At 64.6% G+C, this 19,465-nt stretch carries 21 protein-coding genes; 10 read left to right on the forward strand and 11 right to left on the reverse strand.

What is annotated here, in order from left to right; translation table 11 throughout:
* Positions 1-19: 19 nt before the first annotated feature.
* Positions 20-1,144, reverse strand: coding sequence for a M24 family metallopeptidase (locus tag AC6I65_RS10675; RefSeq protein ID WP_497901878.1), 1,125 nt, complete (start codon positions 1,142-1,144; stop codon positions 20-22).
* Positions 1,145-1,298: 154 nt separating this feature from the next.
* On the opposite strand from AC6I65_RS10675, the gene AC6I65_RS10680 reads away from it, so the two are divergent.
* Entirely contained in the window at positions 1,299-2,183 is an 885-nt protein-coding gene (locus AC6I65_RS10680; RefSeq protein ID WP_497901879.1) for a COX15/CtaA family protein, read from the forward strand.
* Positions 2,184-2,316: 133 nt separating this feature from the next.
* Complete coding sequence (locus AC6I65_RS10685; protein ID WP_497901880.1) at positions 2,317-3,339, forward strand: LLM class flavin-dependent oxidoreductase; 1,023 nt, start codon at positions 2,317-2,319, stop codon at positions 3,337-3,339.
* A 98-nt stretch (positions 3,340-3,437) separates the two neighbouring features.
* Here AC6I65_RS10685 and AC6I65_RS10690 read toward each other — a convergent pair whose 3' ends face one another.
* Entirely contained in the window at positions 3,438-4,718 is a 1,281-nt protein-coding gene (locus AC6I65_RS10690; protein WP_497901881.1) for a cation:proton antiporter, read from the reverse strand.
* A gap of 124 nt (positions 4,719-4,842) precedes the next feature.
* On the reverse strand, positions 4,843-5,334 hold the full coding sequence (locus AC6I65_RS10695) for a metal-dependent hydrolase (RefSeq protein ID WP_497901882.1): 492 nt from the start codon (positions 5,332-5,334) through the stop codon (positions 4,843-4,845).
* Between the two features lie 185 nt (positions 5,335-5,519).
* Between AC6I65_RS10695 and AC6I65_RS10700 the strand changes: the two genes are divergently transcribed.
* Together AC6I65_RS10700 and AC6I65_RS10705 are read left to right on the forward strand one after the other, a co-directional pair.
* Positions 5,520-6,092 carry a peroxidase-related enzyme gene (locus AC6I65_RS10700; protein WP_497901883.1) on the forward strand — a complete coding sequence of 191 codons (573 nt, stop codon included), beginning with the start codon at positions 5,520-5,522 and terminating at the stop codon, positions 6,090-6,092.
* Positions 6,093-6,292: 200 nt separating this feature from the next.
* A complete protein-coding gene (locus AC6I65_RS10705; RefSeq protein WP_497901884.1) occupies positions 6,293-6,751 on the forward strand; it encodes a response regulator in 459 nt (152 codons plus the stop codon).
* Between the two features lie 204 nt (positions 6,752-6,955).
* Here the strand turns inward: AC6I65_RS10705 and AC6I65_RS10710 are convergent, their stop codons facing one another.
* The 5 genes from AC6I65_RS10710 to AC6I65_RS10730 form a co-directional block, all read right to left on the reverse strand.
* Positions 6,956-7,387 carry an arsenate-mycothiol transferase ArsC gene (locus AC6I65_RS10710; RefSeq protein ID WP_497901885.1) on the reverse strand — a complete coding sequence of 144 codons (432 nt, stop codon included), beginning with the start codon at positions 7,385-7,387 and terminating at the stop codon, positions 6,956-6,958.
* A gap of 204 nt (positions 7,388-7,591) precedes the next feature.
* On the reverse strand, positions 7,592-8,299 hold the full coding sequence (locus AC6I65_RS10715) for a hypothetical protein (RefSeq protein WP_497901886.1): 708 nt from the start codon (positions 8,297-8,299) through the stop codon (positions 7,592-7,594).
* A 102-nt stretch (positions 8,300-8,401) separates the two neighbouring features.
* Positions 8,402-9,205, reverse strand: coding sequence for a YihY/virulence factor BrkB family protein (locus AC6I65_RS10720; RefSeq protein WP_497901887.1), 804 nt, complete (start codon positions 9,203-9,205; stop codon positions 8,402-8,404).
* A gap of 57 nt (positions 9,206-9,262) precedes the next feature.
* Positions 9,263-10,021, reverse strand: coding sequence for a CAP domain-containing protein (locus tag AC6I65_RS10725; protein WP_497901888.1), 759 nt, complete (start codon positions 10,019-10,021; stop codon positions 9,263-9,265).
* 104 nt (positions 10,022-10,125) lie between these two features.
* Complete coding sequence (locus AC6I65_RS10730) at positions 10,126-10,470, reverse strand: lycopene cyclase domain-containing protein (protein WP_497901889.1); 345 nt, start codon at positions 10,468-10,470, stop codon at positions 10,126-10,128.
* 102 nt (positions 10,471-10,572) lie between these two features.
* Between AC6I65_RS10730 and AC6I65_RS10735 the strand changes: the two genes are divergently transcribed.
* A complete protein-coding gene (locus tag AC6I65_RS10735) occupies positions 10,573-11,730 on the forward strand; it encodes a CBS domain-containing protein (RefSeq protein ID WP_497901890.1) in 1,158 nt (385 codons plus the stop codon).
* Between the two features lie 82 nt (positions 11,731-11,812).
* Positions 11,813-11,995 (forward strand): multidrug transporter, encoded by a 183-nt coding sequence (locus tag AC6I65_RS10740; RefSeq protein ID WP_497901891.1) that lies wholly within the window; start codon positions 11,813-11,815, stop codon positions 11,993-11,995.
* A 4-nt stretch (positions 11,996-11,999) separates the two neighbouring features.
* On the opposite strand, the gene radB is transcribed toward AC6I65_RS10740, so the two are convergent.
* The gene (gene radB / locus AC6I65_RS10745; protein WP_497901892.1) at positions 12,000-12,698 is read right to left on the reverse strand and encodes a DNA repair and recombination protein RadB; all 699 of its coding nucleotides are present in this window, start codon (positions 12,696-12,698) and stop codon (positions 12,000-12,002) included.
* Positions 12,699-12,792: 94 nt separating this feature from the next.
* Between radB and AC6I65_RS10750 the strand changes: the two genes are divergently transcribed.
* Positions 12,793-13,599, forward strand: coding sequence for a hypothetical protein (locus AC6I65_RS10750; RefSeq protein WP_497901893.1), 807 nt, complete (start codon positions 12,793-12,795; stop codon positions 13,597-13,599).
* Between the two features lie 127 nt (positions 13,600-13,726).
* On the opposite strand, the gene larC is transcribed toward AC6I65_RS10750, so the two are convergent.
* A complete protein-coding gene (gene larC, locus AC6I65_RS10755; protein ID WP_497901894.1) occupies positions 13,727-15,178 on the reverse strand; it encodes a nickel pincer cofactor biosynthesis protein LarC in 1,452 nt (483 codons plus the stop codon).
* 230 nt (positions 15,179-15,408) lie between these two features.
* On the opposite strand from larC, the gene AC6I65_RS10760 reads away from it, so the two are divergent.
* From AC6I65_RS10760 to AC6I65_RS10770, 3 genes are all read left to right on the forward strand, one after another.
* A complete protein-coding gene (locus AC6I65_RS10760; protein ID WP_253435949.1) occupies positions 15,409-17,640 on the forward strand; it encodes a CDC48 family AAA ATPase in 2,232 nt (743 codons plus the stop codon).
* A gap of 183 nt (positions 17,641-17,823) precedes the next feature.
* On the forward strand, positions 17,824-18,111 hold the full coding sequence (locus AC6I65_RS10765; RefSeq protein ID WP_497901895.1) for a DUF8028 family protein: 288 nt from the start codon (positions 17,824-17,826) through the stop codon (positions 18,109-18,111).
* 196 nt (positions 18,112-18,307) lie between these two features.
* Complete coding sequence (locus AC6I65_RS10770; RefSeq protein WP_497901896.1) at positions 18,308-18,613, forward strand: FUN14 domain-containing protein; 306 nt, start codon at positions 18,308-18,310, stop codon at positions 18,611-18,613.
* Between the two features lie 34 nt (positions 18,614-18,647).
* Here the strand turns inward: AC6I65_RS10770 and AC6I65_RS10775 are convergent, their stop codons facing one another.
* A complete protein-coding gene (locus AC6I65_RS10775) occupies positions 18,648-19,373 on the reverse strand; it encodes a ribosome assembly factor SBDS (RefSeq protein ID WP_497901897.1) in 726 nt (241 codons plus the stop codon).
* Between the last annotated feature and the right edge of the window lie 92 nt (positions 19,374-19,465).

Here is a 19,465-nt window from a genome sequence, read left to right on the forward strand (position 1 = left end):
AATCAGAACCGGACGCAACTCACTCGAGACCGAGCACCGCAGGCCGCTCGAGTTCGAGGTCGTACTCGCCGATTGCCTCGGCCTTGACGGTCGGCCAGTCGTCGTCGGTACCGTTTCCAGTTCCGGCGTCCGTCAGCGTCTCGAAACCATTGTCCGAGACCAGGACGGTGTCCTCGCTCTTGGCACCCTGGACGGTCGGATTCCAGGCATAAGCCATCGGCGCGGTCACGGGCGCCTCGTGGTCTGGCGTCGCGATCCACTCGCGGCCTGCGAAGCCGGCGGCGCCCCCCTGGTGGTGGCGTTCCCACTCGCCAGCGTGGCCGAGGGCGTCGTAGGCTGCCCGAATCTCGGCGAAGACGTCGGCGGCGGTGCCGCCCGCCGCGGCAGCGTCCCGGGTCGCGGCCAGCGCCGTCGTCTCGACCCGGGCGGCGTGACGGTGGCGCTCTTCGAGCCACTCCGGCGGGTCGAAGGCGACGGCGCGGGTGCAACTGGCGTGCAGGCCGTGGCGCTGGGTGGTCACCGAGACGAGCGCGTAGTCGCCGAACTCGGCAGATTTGGGGGTGTAGTGGCGGTATTTCTGCGCGCGCTCAGAGCCACCCACGAGGACGACCGGGGCCTCGATGTTGCGGGCGGCGAGCGAAACCGTGAGCGCCGCGGTGACCTCGTCTTCCGTGTCGTCGGGCTGGAGCTCCCGGCAGACGGCCTCGACGGCCGCCGCCGTCTCCCGGCCGAGGTCGCGGTAACGCTCGCGGTCGGTCGCCGTCAAGGGCTGGCGAACCCTTGCGGGGTCGAAGCGCTCGAGGCCGGGGACGTCGACGTCCGCGGCTGCTTGGCCCTCCACGCGTTCGGCAATCGCCTCGACGAGCGAGCGTTCGTACCAGGGGAACGATTCCCGGGTTACCGATACACCTGCGGCCTCGAGGTCGAGCAGTTCTTCCTCGTAGAGACGGTCGATCTCGATGATGTCGGCCAGCAGCGTCACCTCGTCGCCGTCGTAGCCGAGGGCTCCGACGCCGAGGTCGCCCTCGCGGTCGACGACCGAACTACCGCCGCTCAGCCACGCGAACGAGTTCGGGCGGGCGAACCAGACCGACGCCAGGTCCTTCGCCTCGAGAAGTGCGTCCAGTCGCTCGAGTTTTTCCATGCCGGTGGGTCGGGTGGCGGGTTCTTGAATCCGACGAAGGGCGCGTCTCGGTGTCGCTGACGCGCCGCGTCGATGACGTTCGGCCCGGTTCCCACGCGGTGGGACGAACGCGGACGATTCAAATACGGGCGCACCCAACCTCCGCTTAGAGACCGTGTCGTACGATACTCACACGTCCGATTCCTCGCGATTGCCGATCGACCTCGGTCGACGGGGGTTCTCCGCCCTGCTCACCGTGACGGTCGCGCTCGTGGCGGGAACGATCGTTCTCGGCGTCGCCACGCGAACGACCGGTTCCGGACTGGCCTGTGACGCCAACTGGCCGGTCTGTGACGGCGGCTTCCTGAACCTGCTCCCGCAGGGACGGCCGAGCTTCTGGGAGTGGTTCCACCGTCTCGTTGCGATGTTCGCCGGGTTCGCCATCGTCGCCTCCGCGCTCGTCGGGTTCTTCGACGAGGCCGTCGACCGACGGATCACGGGCCTCGTCGTCACCGGCGCCCTGTTGACGCCGATCCAGGTACTGCTCGGCCGAGAGACCGTCCTCACCTACGAGTACGAAATCCTCAACCTCCACTTCTGGACGGCCATCGTGATCTTCGTCTGCTTCGTCCTTGCGCTCGTCATCGCCCTGGGACACCGTCTCGAGGGTCGACACCTCGTCGCCGCGCTCGTCGTCGCGGCCCTCACGGTCCCGGCCCAGGTGATCCTGAGCCCGCTGTTCATTTCGCAGAACACGCCCACGACCCTGACGATCCAGATGGTGTTGCTCCTGACGCTCGTCGGGGCCGTCGTGCTGGCGACGGTCGTCGGCCGCGCCGTTCTCGAGGGCCGGCTCCCTCGCGTGGCGATCGGTTCCGGCGTCGTGCTGACCGCGGTGACGCTGTTCCTTAGCCGCGAGTCCGTGATGACCGTCTCGCCGGCGCTCGATCTGCTCTACGTGCTCGCCGCGGGGGCCCTGATCGTGACGCTCCTCGCCGGCGCCTGGGTGAGTCGAAGGGAGCTTCGAGGTGGACGGTCCGGTGTGCCGCGCTCGAGTTGATTCGCGCCGTTCTCGCCGTTTCCGTAGACGAACGTTCGAACTTCGAGCGTCCGAGCGTCCGAACGTCCGAGTCTGGCACGTCCGGATTTCCGCCTCGAGAACCCTTTTCCACCGCGCTCGCTAGCCTCGAGACATGGACCTCTCCATCGTCGACCTCTCGCCCATTCGCGAGGGAGAGACGGCAACCGACGCCTACGAAAACACGGTCTCACTCGCGAAGCTGGCCGAACGAGTGGGCTACGAGCGGTTCTGGGTCGCCGAACACCACGGGATGGCCGATTCCATCGCAGGGACAACCCCCGAGGTTTTGATCGGCCACCTCGCTGCCCGAACCGAGGAGATCAGGCTCGGGTCCGGAACGGTCCTGCTCAATCACTACAGCCCGTTCAAGGTCGCCGAGGCGTTCGGCGTCCTCGATTCGCTCGCCCCCGACCGGATCGACCTCGGCCTCGGCCGCGCGACCGGAATCCCAGCCGCCGACAGTGCACTCCAGACCTCGCGGGTGAGCGAGAATCCCGACCGCGACCACGCCGAGAAGATCGAGGCCGTCGCGAACCACCTCTACGACGGGTTCGGGGACGACCACGCCTACGCCGACCTCACCCTGGCGCGATCCGGCGCCGGTCCGCCCGACCTCTGGGTGCTCGGCTCGAGTCCCTCGAGCGCGAAGATCGCGGGCGAACTGGGCCTCCGCTACTGCTTCGCGGCGTTCATCAGGCCGACGTTGGCCGAACGCGCGTTCGAGGTCTACCGGGACGCGTTCGAGCCCTCCTCGATCGGTGCCGGACCCGACAACCCCCACGGAATACTGGCGATCAACGCCGCGTGCGCCGAGACCGATCGGGAGGCGGCCCGTCTGCGAGCGACCGCGGAAGCCTCCTACAAACGGATGCAACGCGGCGTCGTCGGCTCGATGCCGTCGGTCGAGACGGCGATTTCGGAGCTCGGTGGGGTACCAGAGCCAACGCCGGCAGAACTCCAGGACGGACAGTGGCCGCGGGCGATTTCGGGCGATCCGGACACGCTGGCGGGGCTCCTCGAGCAACTGACCGACCGCGTCGGCGTCTCCGAGGTGATGGTCCAGAATCTCGTCGCCGATCACGAAGACGTATTGCGATCTCACGAACTCCTGGCCGAGAGTGTCAGCCTCGAGTGAGTCGCCACCGGCAAAGCGGTGGATCGTGGGCGCACGCTCCTCGGGACACGGGATGGATACGCGGAACGAGGGCGTGAAACCGACGCTCGAGATTGCCACTATCCATCCGCGGGGCGGCGTTCGTCTACGGCCCGCATCACGGGACTGGCCGCGAACCCGTGAACGAACACCGAGACGAGGACGACGAAGCCGACGAAGGCCCACAACCACTCCGCGGCGATGAGCAACTCGAGTTCCTCGAACGACGCGTGGGCCAGCGCGAAGGACAGGTAGTAAAACGAGCCGATACCGCGAATGCCGAAGAACGAGACGACGGCGCGGTCGGCCGTCGGTGCGTCGGAGCCGAGAAAGGCGATACTGCCAGCGAGGGGACGGATCACGAACAGGAAAGCGAGGCCGAGCGCTGCGCCATCCCACGTCAGCGGCGTCAGTAGCCCGCCCGCAATCGCGCCACCGAACAACACCAGCACCGTCGCCATGAGGAGCCGTTCGACGATAGCGGCGAAGTCGTGCAGGTGTTGGTAGTAGTCGTGTTCCCACTCGAACCGGCGGAGCTCGAGGGCAGCGACGAACACGGCGATGAATCCGTATCCGCCGAGCAACTCGGCCAGGCCGTAGGCGAAGAGCGTCGCCGCGAGCGCCTCCGATCCGGCCATCACTTCCTCTCGCCGCGACAGCGACGGCGCGTAGAACACCACCCGGGCCATGACGTGTCCCACGACGTATCCCACGACGAGTCCCGCGCCGATCCTGTACAGCACGTCGACCAGGAACCAGTCGGCCAGCCAGCCGTACCCGGCCGTACTCGCTGACGCGGTCGCAATCGCGAGGTACGTGAACGGAAAAGCCAGCCCGTCGTTGAGACCCGCCTCCGACGTGAGCGAGAATCGAACGGATCCCCACTCGTGCTCGTCCGATCGTTCCTCCTCGAGTTCGGTGAGCGGGGCGCCGGACTCGACGTCCGACGCCAGAACGGGGTCGGTCGGCGCGAGAACCGCGCCGAGGAGAATCGCCGTCGGGACGAGCAGTCCGGCGACGTACCATCCGAGAACGGCCAGCAGCGCGATCGACACCGGCATGGTGATCGCGAGGAGTCGCCAGGTCGATCCCCACCCCAGCACGTCGAACGGGCGGTCGATTTTCAACCCGGCCCCCATCAGCGCGACGATCACGACGAGTTCGGTGAGTCGTTCCGTCACGCCGGAGTTGGCGACCGGATCGAGCGTCGGAAATCCGGGGACGAGCCAGAACAGGGCCGCGCCGAACCCGACGTAGATCATCGGGAGCGAGAGCGGTTTGTCCGTCAGAAACCGCGGGAGCAACACAGCGCCCACTATGGCGAAGGCGACGACGATCAACGCGATTTCGTAGGCGCTCATCCCGCGTGTACTCCGACAACCGCGGTGAAAGGTGTCGGGGGTCGACGAGGAGAGGGCGTCACCGATCGTCGACGAGTCCGAGCACCAGAACAACCGACTCGACGAATCTGTCCTGCCGGATCGGCTACCAGCCACCCGTCACGACGACGATCGACGCAACGCTCGCGGCGATTCCGAGCGCGAACAGGGCGTAGTTGGCGATCGGATTCTTCGCAGTCGTAACCCGGAGCGAGACGTGGTACGAGGAGAGTGGCCAGAAGGGAGTGACTCCCATCGGCGTCAGCGCGTCGGCCAGCAGGTGTGAGCCGAGCGACAGTGCGGTAACGCCGTAGACGAACCCCACGGCGGTCGGATCGGGCGATCCCATCGTCACCTCGAGGGCCGCGTACGCTACGCCGGCGACTACGGCCGGGACCAGGAGGACGAACCCAATCGTGTGGGTGATCCCCCGGTGGGCGACGAACGGCAGGCTGTGGTCGCAGTCCGGAAGCGTCGAGAAGGAGAGACAGATGACGGCCCCCAGGAGGGCGACGAACTCCTCGCCGGCGAGACCGAGCCAGACGGCGACGGGTGCGTAGAGGAGCAAGGCGACGCCGTAGTGGCCGAGTTGGTACATTTACTTCTACTCGAGGGCACGTACAGCCGTGGCATAATCTTTCTGAACCTTCCTCTCGATCCGACTCGTGTTTCCGAATGATCGGCTCGGGGTGTTCGATGATCGAGAGCGCTCGAGGTACCATCCTGACGACTCGGACTCAGCGGACCCGGAACGTTTTCCTCGAGGCGCCCGTCCTCGAGACCATGGCTAACGTCGATCCGATGACGCGATTTCCAGTACCGGACGTCGAAGACCTGCCCGATGACCTCCGTGAGCGTATCGAAGAGGAGACCGAACGCGCCGGCTTCACGCCGAACGTGTTCCTCGCCTACGCCTACCGACCCTCCCACTTCCGGGCGTTCTTCCAGTACTACGATGCCCTGGTCGAGGACACCGAACTCACGCGCTTCGAGATTGAGATGATCATCGTGGCCGTCAGCGGCGCTAACGACTGCTACTACTGCAACACGGCCCACGGCGCGCTCGTTCGCCTCTACGGAGACGATCCGCTGCTGGCCGATCAGCTCATCTCGAACTACCGGAACGCCGACGTCAGTGACCGCCACCGGGCGATGCTCAACCTGGCGGTCGCGCTTACGACCGACCAGGCGACCGTCGAGGAGGCGGACCTGGAGCGCCTCGAGGACCACGGGTTCAGCCGCGAGGCGATCTGGGACATCGGCTCGGTAGCGGCGTTTTTCAACCTCTCGAACCGGATGGCCCAGCTCGCGGACATGCGCCCGAACGAGGAGTTTCACACGCTGGGTCGTGAATAGTTGCTACGCGCTTGCCGATGTTTTTGCACGCCTCTGTCGAAACTCTTCGACCCTGACAGGGGTCGCGTGCTGAACGCACAGCGCGAATGCGGCACGAGAGTTTGCTCGAGCTTCGTCGTGGTGAGCGGTTAATACAGGGAAATCACAGATCGATGCCAATTGGCCGCAGCCTTTTCACTGTTCGTCTAAAATCATCTACAATGGCTTCAGACAGTGAGCACGAGGGGAGGCTGGTAACCATATTACTGGTCGAACCAAATCCCGGGGATACCCGCCTCTTTACGGAATCGTTCAAAGATGCGAAACTCAAGAATAGTCTCTACACCGTCGCTGATGCCGACGCAGCCCTCGATTTCGTCAATCAGCGAGGAGAGTATGCAGACGAACCGCGTCCTGACCTCATCCTGCTCGAACCGAAGTTACCTGGAAGAAGTGGTACGGACGTCCTAGCTGAACTGAAGAACGAACCCTCACTCCGTGAGATCCCGGTTGTTGTCCTCACGAGTTCGGAGGTTGGAGCGGACATTTTCAAATCGAAGGGGCTCGATGTGAATCACTTTGTCCAAAAGCCAGTTGAACCAGAGGATTATATCGAATTCGTCCAGGAAATCGAGGGGTTTTGGATGGCGCTCATTCAAGAGGAACCCGAAGAAGCCTGAGAACCTACTGGCGATTCGATATCTGAGTGCTTCACGTGTGACATAATAAATCGATACTATGGCACGGTCAGTACGCACGTGGGGTGGATGGTTACCCGCACCGGTAAACGCACGTGAGGTGTGCAGCTACCCCACCGGTAATATTCTCTGAATACAGCACAGCAGTACAAACCTATCAGAGAGGGTTCAACAGAGCTTTTGCACCTACTCCGTGACGGGCTCGAGATCCCGCCCCGACTCGAGTTCGTCGAACAGCGCGGTGACCCGTCGTCGGACGTCCTCGCGAATCTCGTGCACTCGCTCGGGTGCTTTCCCGTGAGGATCCTTGAGGTCCCAGTCGCGAACGTCGACCTCCGCGTCGAGGTCGAGCGTCGAACAGCCCATCGTCGCCACGACGTCACAGGACTCGAGTTCGTCGGTGCTGATAGACGTCGGCGTCCGCCCGGCGAGGTCGAAGCCCTCCTCGGTCATGGCCTCTTGCACTTCGTCGTGGACCTCGTCGGCCGGACGGGTTCCGCCGGAAAGGATCTCGACCTCGTTCTTGAGGCCGCGGACCGCACGCTCCCGTTCGGCGTAGGCGGTCGCCATCTGACTACGGCCGGCGTTCTGGACGCACACCAGTGCGATTCGCGTCATGGTCGACGTCGTCGCTCGAGGAACCTAACGGTTCGTACGAGCCGAACGGTGTGATACGGTTGCATAGGGAATCGAGAGCGACGAGCCGACGCGATGAGTCGGAGGTAACAGACGAAAACAACAATCGAGGGCGACGAATTGGAGGCGACAGTCGAGCGTTCCTGAATGAAAATCTCGAAGGCCGCGCGACCCGCGGACGTCGACTCACCCCGAGAACAGGTCGCGTAGGCGAGCGAGCAGTCCACTCGAGTCCGCCTGGTCGTCGGCTTCGTCGCTCGAGGAAGCAGCGTCGTCGACCCGGTCGGAAGGGGGCGATGCCGTCGTCCCGACCGCCGCGGATTCGGACGCCTGGCTTGTCTCGATGTCGTCGAGCGAGAGGTCGATTTCGTCGATATCGGGGGTTCGCTCGCGACCCTCGCCGGCTTCGGCGGCCCGGACGTCGGCGCCCGTCACGGTTCCGTGTTCGATGCGACTCGAGAGGTCGTCCGGGGTCGGGGTATTCTCGGTCGGTTCGTCGTGGTGTGCTTGCTCGGGTTCCGTTTCTCCATCGGCCCCTTCGGCGGTCTGGGCCTGTTCGGATTCTCCACCGTTTCCGTCGGCGTTCTCCGCACCCGCTTCTTCGGCTTCTTCGTCCTCCTCGAGGGTCGCCTCGTCCTCGAGTTGCCCCCTCGAGTTAGCGGACGGCCCGGACTGAGCGCAAGTATCGCCAGTCGGTCGAGGGCTCGAGTCGCCGGCGTTCGTCTCGTTCAGCGAATTGAGAATGTCGTCGACGCTCGTGTTCGAGACGACCCGTTTCGGCCCGCCGCCAGGTCCCTCGTGTTCCCTTTTGCCCCTCTGCTCCCCTGGGTCGTCGTCTTCGCTTTCGGCCCCCTGCTCCCCCGAGTCGTCGTCCGCGCCGTCGTGCTCGCTCATCGCTCACGTCTGGCGCTCGAGTCGGCATAAATTTTCCCCGTTCGAGGGGGACGAAACTCGCCTCTCGTTCGCCTGTTGAGCCTGTTGAGCCTGCGGTCGCGGCTACGTCGGGACGAGTCGCGGTCGAGACATCACCACGTTGATGACTGCCCCCAGCAGGATCAGGATGCCGGCGAAGTAGAGCCAAGTGACGAACAACAGGATGGCGCCGATCGCTCCGTAGGCTTCGTACTGCCCGGCGTTCGCGGCGTAGAGCTGGAAGCCGGCCTGGAGGAGTACCCAGCCGATCGCTGCGAAGAACGCGCCCGGAATCACCTCACGAATGTCGACGGGAATCGGGGGCAACACGTAGTAAAGCGGCAGGAACACCAGGACGAGCCCCAGGAGCAAGCCGAGCCAGCTGAGGACCCCGACGTAGGGAACCCGCCCGGCGAGGAGGCCGATCACCGCCCCGACGAGGATCATGAGCAAGAGCGCGAGGACGATGGTCAGGATGACCGTGATCCCGTCGCGAATCTGCTCGAGCAGGGAGTTTTCGGCGACAGTGTCGTAGACGCGGTCGAACGCGAGGCTCAGCCCGCGGAAAACCTTCAGCGCGCCCCACGTCGAGACGGCGAGGGCGACGACGGTTGCCTCGGTTCGTCCTGACTCGGCAGTGAGCGCCTCGAGCACGAGGTCCTCGCCGGCGTCGGGGAGGAAATCGCCGGCTAGCATGACCAAATCCTCCGCGACCTGCTGGCCGCCGACGAGGGTGCCGACGACGAGCGCCAGCACGATCATCGGAAAGAGCGAGACGAACGCGTAGTAGGCGAATCCGGCGGCGAGGAACGTTATCTCTCGCTCTCGCGCGGTGCCGACGACCCCTCGTACGATGGTACGAACGTCGCGGTCCGACTGGTGGCTCATGCCGTCGGCTTCCACGAGCAGAACTTAAGAGTATGTGAAGTATCGACGACGAAGGTGTTACCAGTCGAACGGTTTGCGCACCGTACAGAAGTTATGGGTCGCGAACACCCGCCCGTCGTCGTCGATGTAGACGCCGACGCCGCCCCGGTCCCAGCCCTCGATCTCGTCGCTCTCCTCGAGAATTGTCGCCCGGTGTTCGTCGGAATGCATCCACTGCTCGACGAGCCCTTCGGCGAGTTCGTCCGCGGTCTGGTACTCGACGTGTTCGCCGTCGTGAGAGCGTTCGACCGTCGTCCCGACGCTCGTGAGCGCGATGTTCTCCCCATACGCTCGGCAGTAGTCGGCGACGTCGCCGAATCGGTCGTATGGCGACTCGCCGTCGGCGTTGACGTGGGCGAACCGATCGTCCGCGTGCATGTCTCGACTGTGCGCGCGGGACACCGAGGCGACCGTCCCGTCCCACGCGAGCGGCTCGAGGCCGTGTTCGGCGCGTCGCTCGTTGATGAGTTCGTGAACCCGGTCCTCGACGACGCTCGAGTCGACCCGTTCAGTATCGGTTTCGTAGCTCGACCGGCCGGGGTCGTCGGGATCGGTGACGGGCGGATTTCGGTCGCCCGGTTCCGGTGGCTCGACGGAGGGCCCGAGTTCGTCCTGGACGAACGCGATGACCTGCGGGGCGAGCACGACGCCCGCGAGAACGAGCGCACCGATCAGAACCGCGGTCATCACGAGCGACGTGAGGTTCAAATTCGCTCTGTTCGTCTGGCGCTCGCTGTAGGACTTCGTCCGCTCGAGGCGACGACCGCGTCTGCTCATGGGTACAGGTGTACCTCCACGAACGACAGTAACTAACTACCGATTGTGAGTGTCGTCTGGCCAGATAGGTCGCGCCGAGGCGGTCGTTCGCGACGACGTGCGGACTACCGCTCGGCTGACGATGGGTTGTCCTCGAGACGGGTGGCCGCACTCGAGCCAAAAATCGTCTCGTGAAACGCGATGACCAGGCCAGGGACGACGGCCATGAACAGGTGTTCCTCGATCGGGATGCCGCCGACCTCGTAGCCCGTTCGCAACTGGATGTCGAAGACGCCGACCTCGAGCGTGTACCAGTCCCAGAAATAGGCAATTGGGTACAGCGCGAGGATGGTCACGGCGGCTCGTTTGAGCGCACCGACCCGTCGCAGCAATACGAACGCGACGGCACCCCAGAAAATCTCCGTCGCGAGGTAGGTGTACCGACCGAAGACGGAAATGTCTCGAGCCATGTCACGACCAGGATGGCGGTACATAAAAACACCAGGTAGTCACGGGTTACATGGGCGGGCGGTACGTTAAATAGTCCAGCGAGAGAAGGGGCAGGTGGAACGATGAATATCGCCGATATCGCCACCACGGAGTACATCGAGGTCGACGTCGGGACGCGAATGGGGAAAGTCCGTTCGACCTTCGAGGACGGCAACCCCAAGGGCCTGATCGTAACCGACGACGGAGAGTACGCTGGCGTGATCAGCGAACGCGAGGTACTCCAGTCACACGTCGAAGACGACGCCAAGGTGGCAGCGTTGATCAAGCCGAGTCGCAACGACCCGGCGCCGAAAGTCGATCGGCACGAGGACGTCCGGGAGGTCGCCCGCATGCTCGTCGAGGGCAACACCAAGGTCGCGCCGGTGTTCGAGGGCGACAACCTCTGGGGCGTCATCACCGAGGACGACCTGCTCACCGCCGTCCTCGAGAACCTCGACGCGATCACCGTCGGCGACATCTACACCACCGACCCGATCACGCTCGCGGAGGACGACGGCGTCGGCAAGGCGATCAATCACCTCCGAGAACACGGCATCTCTCGACTCCCCGTGGTCAACGAGAACGGCTACCTGACCGGCGTCGTGACGACCCACGACATCGCCGACTTCGTCATCCGGGAGAACGAGCGCATGACGACCGGCGACCGCGTCGGCGACAACCAGCGGATGCTCGACGTCCCGATCTACGACATCATGAACAGCCCCGTGGTCACCACGACGGCCGACAAGACCGCCCGAGAGGCCGTCGAAACCATGCTCGAGGACGATTACGCCGGGCTCGTCGTCACGCCGACGGACGACGATCGCCTCATCGACGGCGTCGTCACCAAGACCGACGTGCTCCGGGCGCTGACGTTCACCGAGGAAGAGCACATGGACGTCCAGATTACGAACATCTCGCTCATGGACACCATCTCCCGGGAGTCCATCGTCCAGAGCATCGAACAGGTCTCTGATAAGTACGCGGACATGCAGGTCCACCACGCCCACGTCCGATTCCACGAGCACAAGGAGAAGCTCCGCGGCACACCCCTGATCCAGTGTCAGATCCGCCTCCGGACGAACAAATCGCAGGTCGCCGGCTCCGGCGAGGGCTACGGTGCGGAGAACTCGTTCCGCGTCGCCTTGGACAAACTCGAGCGAAACGTCCTGGAGCTCAAGGGCGTCCGGAGCGACGAGGAGTACCGCGGGCAGTTACTCCGGAAGTTGAACGAACTGTAGGATCGGAGTACAGTAGAAGCTCGGCCGGAACCGGCAGACGTTATACATTTTTATCACGTTAGGGCTCGTCGTCTCAGGTACTATGCCCGCATACAGCGACCAGTCCTCGCTCGTCGGCGTGCTCAGCCTACTTGCCGCCGTCGTCGCCATCGTTGGTACCCAGGTGCTCGGGTGGGAGTGGGGATCCGGCCAGCTCGTGCCGACGATCATCGGCGTCGTGGTCGCCGCCATCACCGTGCTCGTCGTCGTACGGCGACTGGCATAAGCTGCTACGGCCGAGCGTCGTCGGCGCCCTCGAGTCCCGACCCCGTGATCCGGAACGTCGCCGACTCGCCCGCCGGTTTCGAACGGTGTTTCGTGAGCGTCGCCCGTCGATTGCCGCCGCGGAATCGCTCGAGTCGAAGTACCACGCCCGTCCAGTGCTCCAGGGTGTTCCCCCCGAGCGGACGCGTCCGGTCGCTGTCGGGGTCGGCGAACACCTGGTTCGTGACGACCACCGCGAGGTCGTGTTTGCGCGCGAGCGAGAGCAGGTGGGTGATCTGGCTGGCCACCTGCCGGAGGGCGTCGCCCGCCTCGCCGTCTTCGGCGCGCTCGATTCGGTAGAAGCCAGTCGCGCTGTCGAGGACGATCAAGTCGGCCTGGGTCGCGAAGTCCGCGGCGTCGCGGACCGCCTCGGCCTGCTCGTCGAAGTCGTAGGCGTCCTCGATGATGATCCGGGAGGCAACCGACTCGACGTCGTCGGTGCGAGCGGAGAGGAGCTGTTCGAATCGGTCGACTGAGACGCCCTCGGTGTCGATGAAGACGGCCGTCCCACCGTCGGCGGCCGTCTCGACGGCGGCCGACAGCGCGAGGTTCGTCTTCCCCGACGCTGGCGGGCCGTACACCTGCGTGACGGCTCCGCGTTCGAACCCGCCCTCGAGCAACGCGTCGACTGGGGGACAACCGGTCGATATCGCCTCGTCGTTCACGCGCTCAGTTGGGAGGTAACGGGCAAAAACCCCCCGGAACCGATCGCTCGTCCGGAGACGGAGCAATTTATTCGGTGGCGGTCGAAGCACGGTTATGATCGTCGTCGCCACCGTGGACTTCGAAGTGTATCACGAGGTCGTCGCCGACCTTCGCGAGCGAGGCGCGACGTTCACGACGATCGAGCCCGACGATCCGCTCCCGTCGAAAACCGCCGTCGTCCTCACCGGCGCGGAACACGCCGAGTCGTTCGGGGACGCCGACGCGCCGACCATCGTCGTGGACCCCGATGACAGCCGACAGGCGGTCGATCAGGCGCTCGCGACCATCCGCGGCGAGCACGGCCGAACCGTCGTCGGCGTCGATCCTGGACGCCAACCCGGCATCGCCGTGCTCGCAGGGGAGACCGTCGTCGCCGCGTTCCAGGTGCCGCTGGGCGACGCCGTCGACGTCGTCCTCGAGGAGGTCCGCGGCGACGACGCCGTCGACCCGGTCGTCCGCATCGGCGACGGGTCGCGCCTCGAGGGAGCCAAACTGATCAACGAACTCGAGGATGTCCGCGTCGAGATGGTCGACGAGACGGGGACGACGCCGTACCTCGGCACCGGCGCCAGGGGAATGGGTGACGTCCTCGCGGCAGTGAACATCGCCCGTCTCGAGGGAGAGGCGATCGACACGCGCGAGATCGAACCGACGCCGGGAGAGCTCCAGGTGATCAAGGACCGTTCGCGCGAGCGAAGCGAGACGAACCGGGCGATCGACGAGACCCTGGCCAGGCGGGTCGCGAGCGGGGAGTTGACGGTCGAGGAGGCGCTCGCGGAGCATCGAAACGATGTCGACGGGAGAGACGGGAGAGACGGCGGCGACAGGGGAGACGACAGCGATAGCGGCGACGCGAACTGATTTCGAGGTCGTGGCTCGAAGTCGTAGCTCGAGGTCACGTATAGAGCCCTCACACTCAATGATATAAAATAAATAGTGAATTGATACAATATATGCATCGTTTACTATAGCAGTTATAGTTTCGTCGTCAGGGCGAATTGTCTGCCCAGAACGCCCGCTCCGCTCGAGCCACGATCGACTGAATCGGCTCGCCGGTTTTGGCGGCGACGGCTGCGGCGTCGTCGTACTCCGCGCTCACGTCGTAGACGTCGCCGGCCTCGTCGCTGGCCACCTTGACCGTTACCTCGTAGGCGTCGCCGCCGACCTCGAGCGTTACCGTCTCGAATGCACGCTGGGCGATCCAGCGGTGAGTGACGCCGGCGTCGCGGATGCCGAGCGTTCCCGTCTCCTCGGCGAGTCGCCGGGCGACGCGTTCCCTGTCGGCGGGTCTGCAGATCACCTTGACCAGGTGGCCCGGCCGGGACTTCTTCATCGTGACCGGAACGACGGATACGTCGCGCGCGCCAGCGTCCTCGAGCGTCTCCTGGAGGCCGCCGAGCACTTCGGGGGTCGCGTCGTCGAGGTTCGTCTCCAGGACGGCGATGTCCTCGCGCTGGAGGCGTCCGCGAGTCGTCCCGACCAGCGCGCGGAGCACGTTTGGGTGCGAATCGAGGTCGTACCCACCGGCTCCGTAGCCCGAGTTTTCGACGTTCATCGTCGGCAGGGTCTCGACTCCCTCGGCGACGTGAGCCAGGATAGCGGCCCCCGTCGGCGTCAGGAGTTCCGCCTCGACCGGGCCGCCGGAGAGTTCCCAGTCGGCCCGCTCCGCGAGCTCGAGGACGGCCGGTGCAGGGACCGGGTACTCGCCGTGGCTCATCGAGACGGTACCGCCGCCGCCCGAGATGGGCGTCGTGACGATGCGGTCGACCTCGAGGTCGTGCATCAGTAGGACGGCACCGACGATGTCTGCGATGGCGTCGTCGGCGCCCACCTCGTGGAAGTGAATCGACTCGAGGTCGGTTCCGTGGACGTCCGCCTCTGCTTCGCCGAGTCGTTCGAAGATGGCGAGGGCGTCGGCTTCGACCGCCTCCGCGAGGTCCATGGTTCGGACGATGTCGCAGACCTCGAGGTAGCTCCGGTGGGGGCCGTGACCTTCGGCGTGGACGTGATCGTCGTCTCCGTGGTCGTGGCTGTGATTGTGGCCGTTACCGTGGCTGTGATTGTGATCGTGACCATGGCCATTATCGGCGGCGTGGCTGTGTTCGTCTCCGTGGCCGTGGTGACGGTGACCATCTGCAACCTCACTTTCCGAACCTTGCTCGTGCACACCGTCGTCCTTATGCTCGTCCCCGCGCTCTCTATCGTCGTGACGGGCCGCCTCGAGGTGGGCATCCTGGCTGCTGGAGGTGGGGATCACGACGTCGACCGTCGTCGCGTGAATCCCACACTTCGAGGTGCGTCCGATACGATACTCGACGTCGAGTGCGCGCTCGACAGGCTCGAGGGCCGCCCGGTCGGCACCGGCGGCGAGCAAGGCGGCGAGCAGCATGTCGCCGCTGGCACCCATTCGGCCGTCGAATGCGAGCAGTCTCCTGGTCATAGCTAGGACGGCGGGCAGCGTGACCAAAAACCCACGCACTCCCGCGCAGGGAAAGGCCGTCGTTCCGTCTCGGAAAACGACCGAGGCCGGTACATCTATGTAGCTCCCTGACTCAGTCTCATATGACAGGCGCTAGCACAGGTGCGTTTGCGGTTCGATGCGTCTGCTGTGAGCAAAACACCTATCCGACACCGAGTCGGAGTCAGGAACATCCCCGTCTACCCCAAACCATGAACGAAGTGCAACTGGAGGTCGCGAAAGCGTACCCGAACGACTCGGGCCGCGGCATCGCCCGTCTCGACCCGGACACCTTGCTTCACCTGAAGCTGAGTCCGGGCGACATCATCGAGATCGAAGGGTCGGAGACGACCGCTGCGAAGGTCTGGCGTGCAGACCGACAGGACTGGAACACGGACACCGTCCGGATCGACGGGTTCACCCGCCAGAACGCCGACGTCGGCATCGGCGAACGCGTCACGATCCGGAAGGCCGAGGCCACGAAGGCGAACACGCTGGTGCTCGCTCCCCCGGAGGAGGCCTCCGTCCAGTTCGGCTCCGACGCCGCCGGCATGGTGAAACGCCAGATCCTCAAGCGGCCGGTCGTCGGTCACGACATCGTCCCCGTGATGAGCTCGACGAACCACCCGTTCATGCGCTCGCCGGGCCAGGCGATCCCGCTGATCGCCGTCGAAACCGATCCCGAGGGCGTCGTCCTCATTACCGAGGATACCGACGTCGAACTCCGCGAGGAGCCCATCTCGGGCTTCGAGAAGACCGGTGGCGGGATCACCTACGAGGATATCGGTGGGTTGCAAAACGAAATCCAGCGCGTCCGCGAGATGGTCGAACTGCCGATGAAACATCCCCAGATCTTCAAGAAGCTGGGAATCGAGCCCCCGCAAGGGGTGCTCCTGCACGGCCCGCCGGGGACGGGCAAGACGCTGCTCGCGAAGGCCGTCGCCAACGAGACCTCCGCCAGTTTCTTCTCCATCGCCGGCCCCGAGATTATCTCGAAGTACTACGGTGAGTCCGAACAACAGCTCCGCGAGATTTTCGAGGACGCCAGCGAGGAGTCACCCGCGATCATCTTCATCGACGAACTCGACTCGATCGCGCCCAAGCGAGAGGACGTCACCGGCGAGGTCGAACGCCGCGTCGTCGCCCAGTTGCTGACCATGATGGACGGCCTCGAGGCTCGCGGCCAGGTGATCGTCATCGCCGCGACCAACCGCGTCGACAGCGTCGACCCCGCCCTCCGACGACCAGGCCGGTTCGACCGCGAGATCGAGATCGGCGTCCCGGACGAGGTCGGGCGCGAGGAGATCCTGCAGATCCACACCCGCGGGATGCCCCTCTCCGACGACGTCAACCTCTCGCATCTGGCCGACGAGACCCACGGCTTCGTCGGCGCGGACATCGAGTCGCTCACGAAAGAATCCGCGATGAAGGCCTTGCGGCGGTACCTCCCGGAGATCGATCTCGACGAAGAGGACATCCCACCGAGCCTGATCGACCGGATGATCGTCAAGCGCGAGGACTTCCGCGGCGCCCTCGCCGAGGTCGAACCGTCGGCGATGCGGGAAGTCCTCGTCGAGTTGCCGAAGGTTAGCTGGGACGACGTCGGCGGTCTCGACGAAGCGAAAGACCAGGTCAAGGAGTCCGTCGAGTGGCCCCTGCGCGAGCCACAGAAGTTCGAGCGGATGGGCATCGATCCACCCGCGGGCGTCTTGCTGTACGGGCCACCGGGCACCGGAAAGACGCTCATGGCGAAGGCCGTCGCCAACGAGACCAACGCCAACTTCATCTCCGTGCGCGGCCCGCAGTTGCTCAGCAAGTGGGTCGGCGAGTCCGAGAAGGCCATCCGTCAGACCTTCCGGAAGGCCCGGCAGGTCTCCCCGACGGTGATCTTCTTCGACGAACTCGACTCGCTCGCCCCCGGCCGCGGCGGCGAGGTCGGGTCGAACGTCTCCGAACGAGTCGTCAACCAGCTCCTGACCGAACTCGACGGCCTCGAGGAGATGGAGGACGTGATGGTGATCGGCGCGACGAACCGGCCGGACATGATCGACCCCGCCCTCCTCCGGTCGGGTCGCTTCGACCGGCTGGTCATGCTCGGCGAACCAAACACCGAGGGTCGCGAACGCATCCTCGAGATCCACACCGACGACACGCCCCTGGCGGCAGACGTCAGCCTGCGCGAGATCGCCGAGATCACGGAGGGATACGTCGGCAGCGACCTCGAGTCGATCGGTCGGGAGGCGGCCATCGAGGCCCTTCGCGAGGACGACGACGCCGACCTCGTCGAGATGCGTCACTTCCGGAAAGCGATGGAAAACGTGCGCCCGACGATCAACGAGGACATCCTTGAGTACTACGACCAGATCGAACAGCAGTTCAAGGGCGGTGGAAACCGGGTCGAACCTGGCACGGGTCGCCGGGGCAGTCGTATCGGGTTCCAGTAACGGACGATCGTACGACCGGCGTAATTCGGATGCCTGCCGGTCGTAATCGGTTCTTTCTCGCGGGCATCGAATCGACTCGGCCCGGTAATCACGGCTTACACGAGTGAACTGAACCGATTCCACTGAAACGCAGTATCCGATATTTACGCGTCCGCGGTGAAGGGATTGGCGATCAGGTAACCAATGCCAGGGCCTCGAGCGACACAGAACAGTCGCCTCGCAACCGACCAGGAAACGCCCGAAGAAGCCGGTTCCACGCCCGGACAGGAAGGCGAGCGCGGATCCACGACTGGGAGTTTCGTCGACCGCCTTCGCGTCGCGAGTTTCTGGACGGCAATCGTACTGCCGATCGCGTACCTACCGATACTGGCCATCGGTTCAGACGGGACACGAACGGGGTTGTTCGTCACCCTGCTCGCCGTCCACCTGGTGGCGCTCTACGCCGGTCACGCACACGAGCTCGAGCGGTAGTTCGTGGTTCCAGTTTCGAATGGTGGTTCGCGGTACCAGTTTCGAACGGTAGTTCACGCTGGTAGTATTAAACGGTAATTCACGTTGCCAGTCCGCAATGTGGTCGCCGTCCATCCCCTCTGCGGTCGTCCATCTGATTCCCGAGAATATCCACCTACCACAAAAGTCATGGTAACCGACTCGAATTCTCTCTATCATGGTCAATATCGATCCAACGGCCCTCGGACTCGAGTTCGGTGGTGGTGCAGCCATCGGCGCTCTCATGGGCTTCGCCGCGAAGAAAATCGCGAAACTCATCGCCGTCATCATCGGCGTGCAACTGGTCATCTTCCGGTACCTCGAATCACAGGGTATCCTCATCGTCGACTGGGAGGCCCTCTCGATTGGCCTGATCGACACGACAGAACACGCGGACCCGACCTACCTTGAGTCGTTCATCTCGACGATGTCCGTCGGGGCTGGCTTCACGGCTGGCTTCCTGATCGGGTTCCGACGCGGATAACTGTTTTTTTCGAATTTCATTCGTCGAACGATCGCTACCGCGTGCTCAACTCTCCCTTGTCGCTGACGATCTGCGTTTCGGCCTCGCCGCTCGTGTTCTCGTTGACGACGTCGTAGAAGTCGTTCTGCAACCCCGCCGGGAACGTGATGACGCCGATCCAGGAGCCGTCGGGCTGCCACTCCTCGCGCTCGAGGTCGCCGTACTGACGGATCTTCGCCTGGGCGCTCCCGGCGTACTCCGGGGGAATCTGGACGGCGATGGTGATCTCTTCGAACCGGATCGGGATGACGGGACGGAGGGCGTCGAGGGCGTCGTCGACCTGCTCGCTCGCCGGTTCCATCGGATCGACCGTGAATCCGGCCTCCTCGAGGGCGTTCTCGATCCGCTCGGGGGGATGGGGTGCGTCGTCCATCTGCGGGTTGATGGCGTTTCGCGCGATGGTCGTGATCAGTTCCCTTCGCTTCTGTTCTTGCATCTCGCGGCGCTGATCGGCCGTGATCTGGATTTCTCCGCGCTTGATGACTTCGGGGATGATCTCGAGGGGGTCCGTGGTGTCGAACACGTCCTCGAGGTCGTTCTCGGCCGGCCGGTCGCCCGTCGAGGCGTTGTCGAAGACGTCCTCCGCGGCGATGACGTCCTCAAGGTCGCCGTCGAACTCGCCGCGTTTGATCGCTAGTGCTGCGTCCGGGTCGACAAGCACTTCGAAGCGCGCGCCGTGTGACTCGAGTCGCGCGGTGACTGCCTCGTCGAGCGATATCATACCCGAAGATATCCGCGGGCGGTTACAAGAGTGTTTCCCGTCGGGCAGTGGCGATGTCGGGATGGGGGCGGGAGCGGGGCGGGGCAACGTCC

Source organism: Natronosalvus sp. KLKA75, from assembly GCF_059736265.1.

What these genes read in the sequence shown, in the direction of transcription:
- AC6I65_RS10675 (WP_497901878.1), bottom strand. Translation starts at nt 1,144, where the DNA reads ATGGAAAAACTCGAGCGACTGGACGCACTTCTCGAGGCGAAGGACCTG.
- AC6I65_RS10685 (WP_497901880.1), top strand. Translation starts at nt 2,317, where the DNA reads ATGGACCTCTCCATCGTCGACCTCTCGCCCATTCGCGAGGGAGAGACG.
- AC6I65_RS10690 (WP_497901881.1), bottom strand. Translation starts at nt 4,718, where the DNA reads ATGAGCGCCTACGAAATCGCGTTGATCGTCGTCGCCTTCGCCATAGTG.
- AC6I65_RS10695 (WP_497901882.1), bottom strand. Translation starts at nt 5,334, where the DNA reads ATGTACCAACTCGGCCACTACGGCGTCGCCTTGCTCCTCTACGCACCC.
- AC6I65_RS10700 (WP_497901883.1), top strand. Translation starts at nt 5,520, where the DNA reads ATGGCTAACGTCGATCCGATGACGCGATTTCCAGTACCGGACGTCGAA.
- AC6I65_RS10705 (WP_497901884.1), top strand. Translation starts at nt 6,293, where the DNA reads ATGGCTTCAGACAGTGAGCACGAGGGGAGGCTGGTAACCATATTACTG.
- AC6I65_RS10710 (WP_497901885.1), bottom strand. Translation starts at nt 7,387, where the DNA reads ATGACGCGAATCGCACTGGTGTGCGTCCAGAACGCCGGCCGTAGTCAG.
- AC6I65_RS10715 (WP_497901886.1), bottom strand. Translation starts at nt 8,299, where the DNA reads ATGAGCGAGCACGACGGCGCGGACGACGACTCGGGGGAGCAGGGGGCC.
- AC6I65_RS10720 (WP_497901887.1), bottom strand. Translation starts at nt 9,205, where the DNA reads ATGAGCCACCAGTCGGACCGCGACGTTCGTACCATCGTACGAGGGGTC.
- AC6I65_RS10725 (WP_497901888.1), bottom strand. Translation starts at nt 10,021, where the DNA reads ATGAGCAGACGCGGTCGTCGCCTCGAGCGGACGAAGTCCTACAGCGAG.
- AC6I65_RS10730 (WP_497901889.1), bottom strand. Translation starts at nt 10,470, where the DNA reads ATGGCTCGAGACATTTCCGTCTTCGGTCGGTACACCTACCTCGCGACG.
- AC6I65_RS10735 (WP_497901890.1), top strand. Translation starts at nt 10,573, where the DNA reads ATGAATATCGCCGATATCGCCACCACGGAGTACATCGAGGTCGACGTC.
- AC6I65_RS10740 (WP_497901891.1), top strand. Translation starts at nt 11,813, where the DNA reads ATGCCCGCATACAGCGACCAGTCCTCGCTCGTCGGCGTGCTCAGCCTA.
- AC6I65_RS10750 (WP_497901893.1), top strand. Translation starts at nt 12,793, where the DNA reads ATGATCGTCGTCGCCACCGTGGACTTCGAAGTGTATCACGAGGTCGTC.
- larC (WP_497901894.1), bottom strand. Translation starts at nt 15,178, where the DNA reads ATGACCAGGAGACTGCTCGCATTCGACGGCCGAATGGGTGCCAGCGGC.
- AC6I65_RS10760 (WP_253435949.1), top strand. Translation starts at nt 15,409, where the DNA reads ATGAACGAAGTGCAACTGGAGGTCGCGAAAGCGTACCCGAACGACTCG.
- AC6I65_RS10765 (WP_497901895.1), top strand. Translation starts at nt 17,824, where the DNA reads ATGCCAGGGCCTCGAGCGACACAGAACAGTCGCCTCGCAACCGACCAG.
- AC6I65_RS10770 (WP_497901896.1), top strand. Translation starts at nt 18,308, where the DNA reads ATGGTCAATATCGATCCAACGGCCCTCGGACTCGAGTTCGGTGGTGGT.
- AC6I65_RS10775 (WP_497901897.1), bottom strand. Translation starts at nt 19,373, where the DNA reads ATGATATCGCTCGACGAGGCAGTCACCGCGCGACTCGAGTCACACGGC.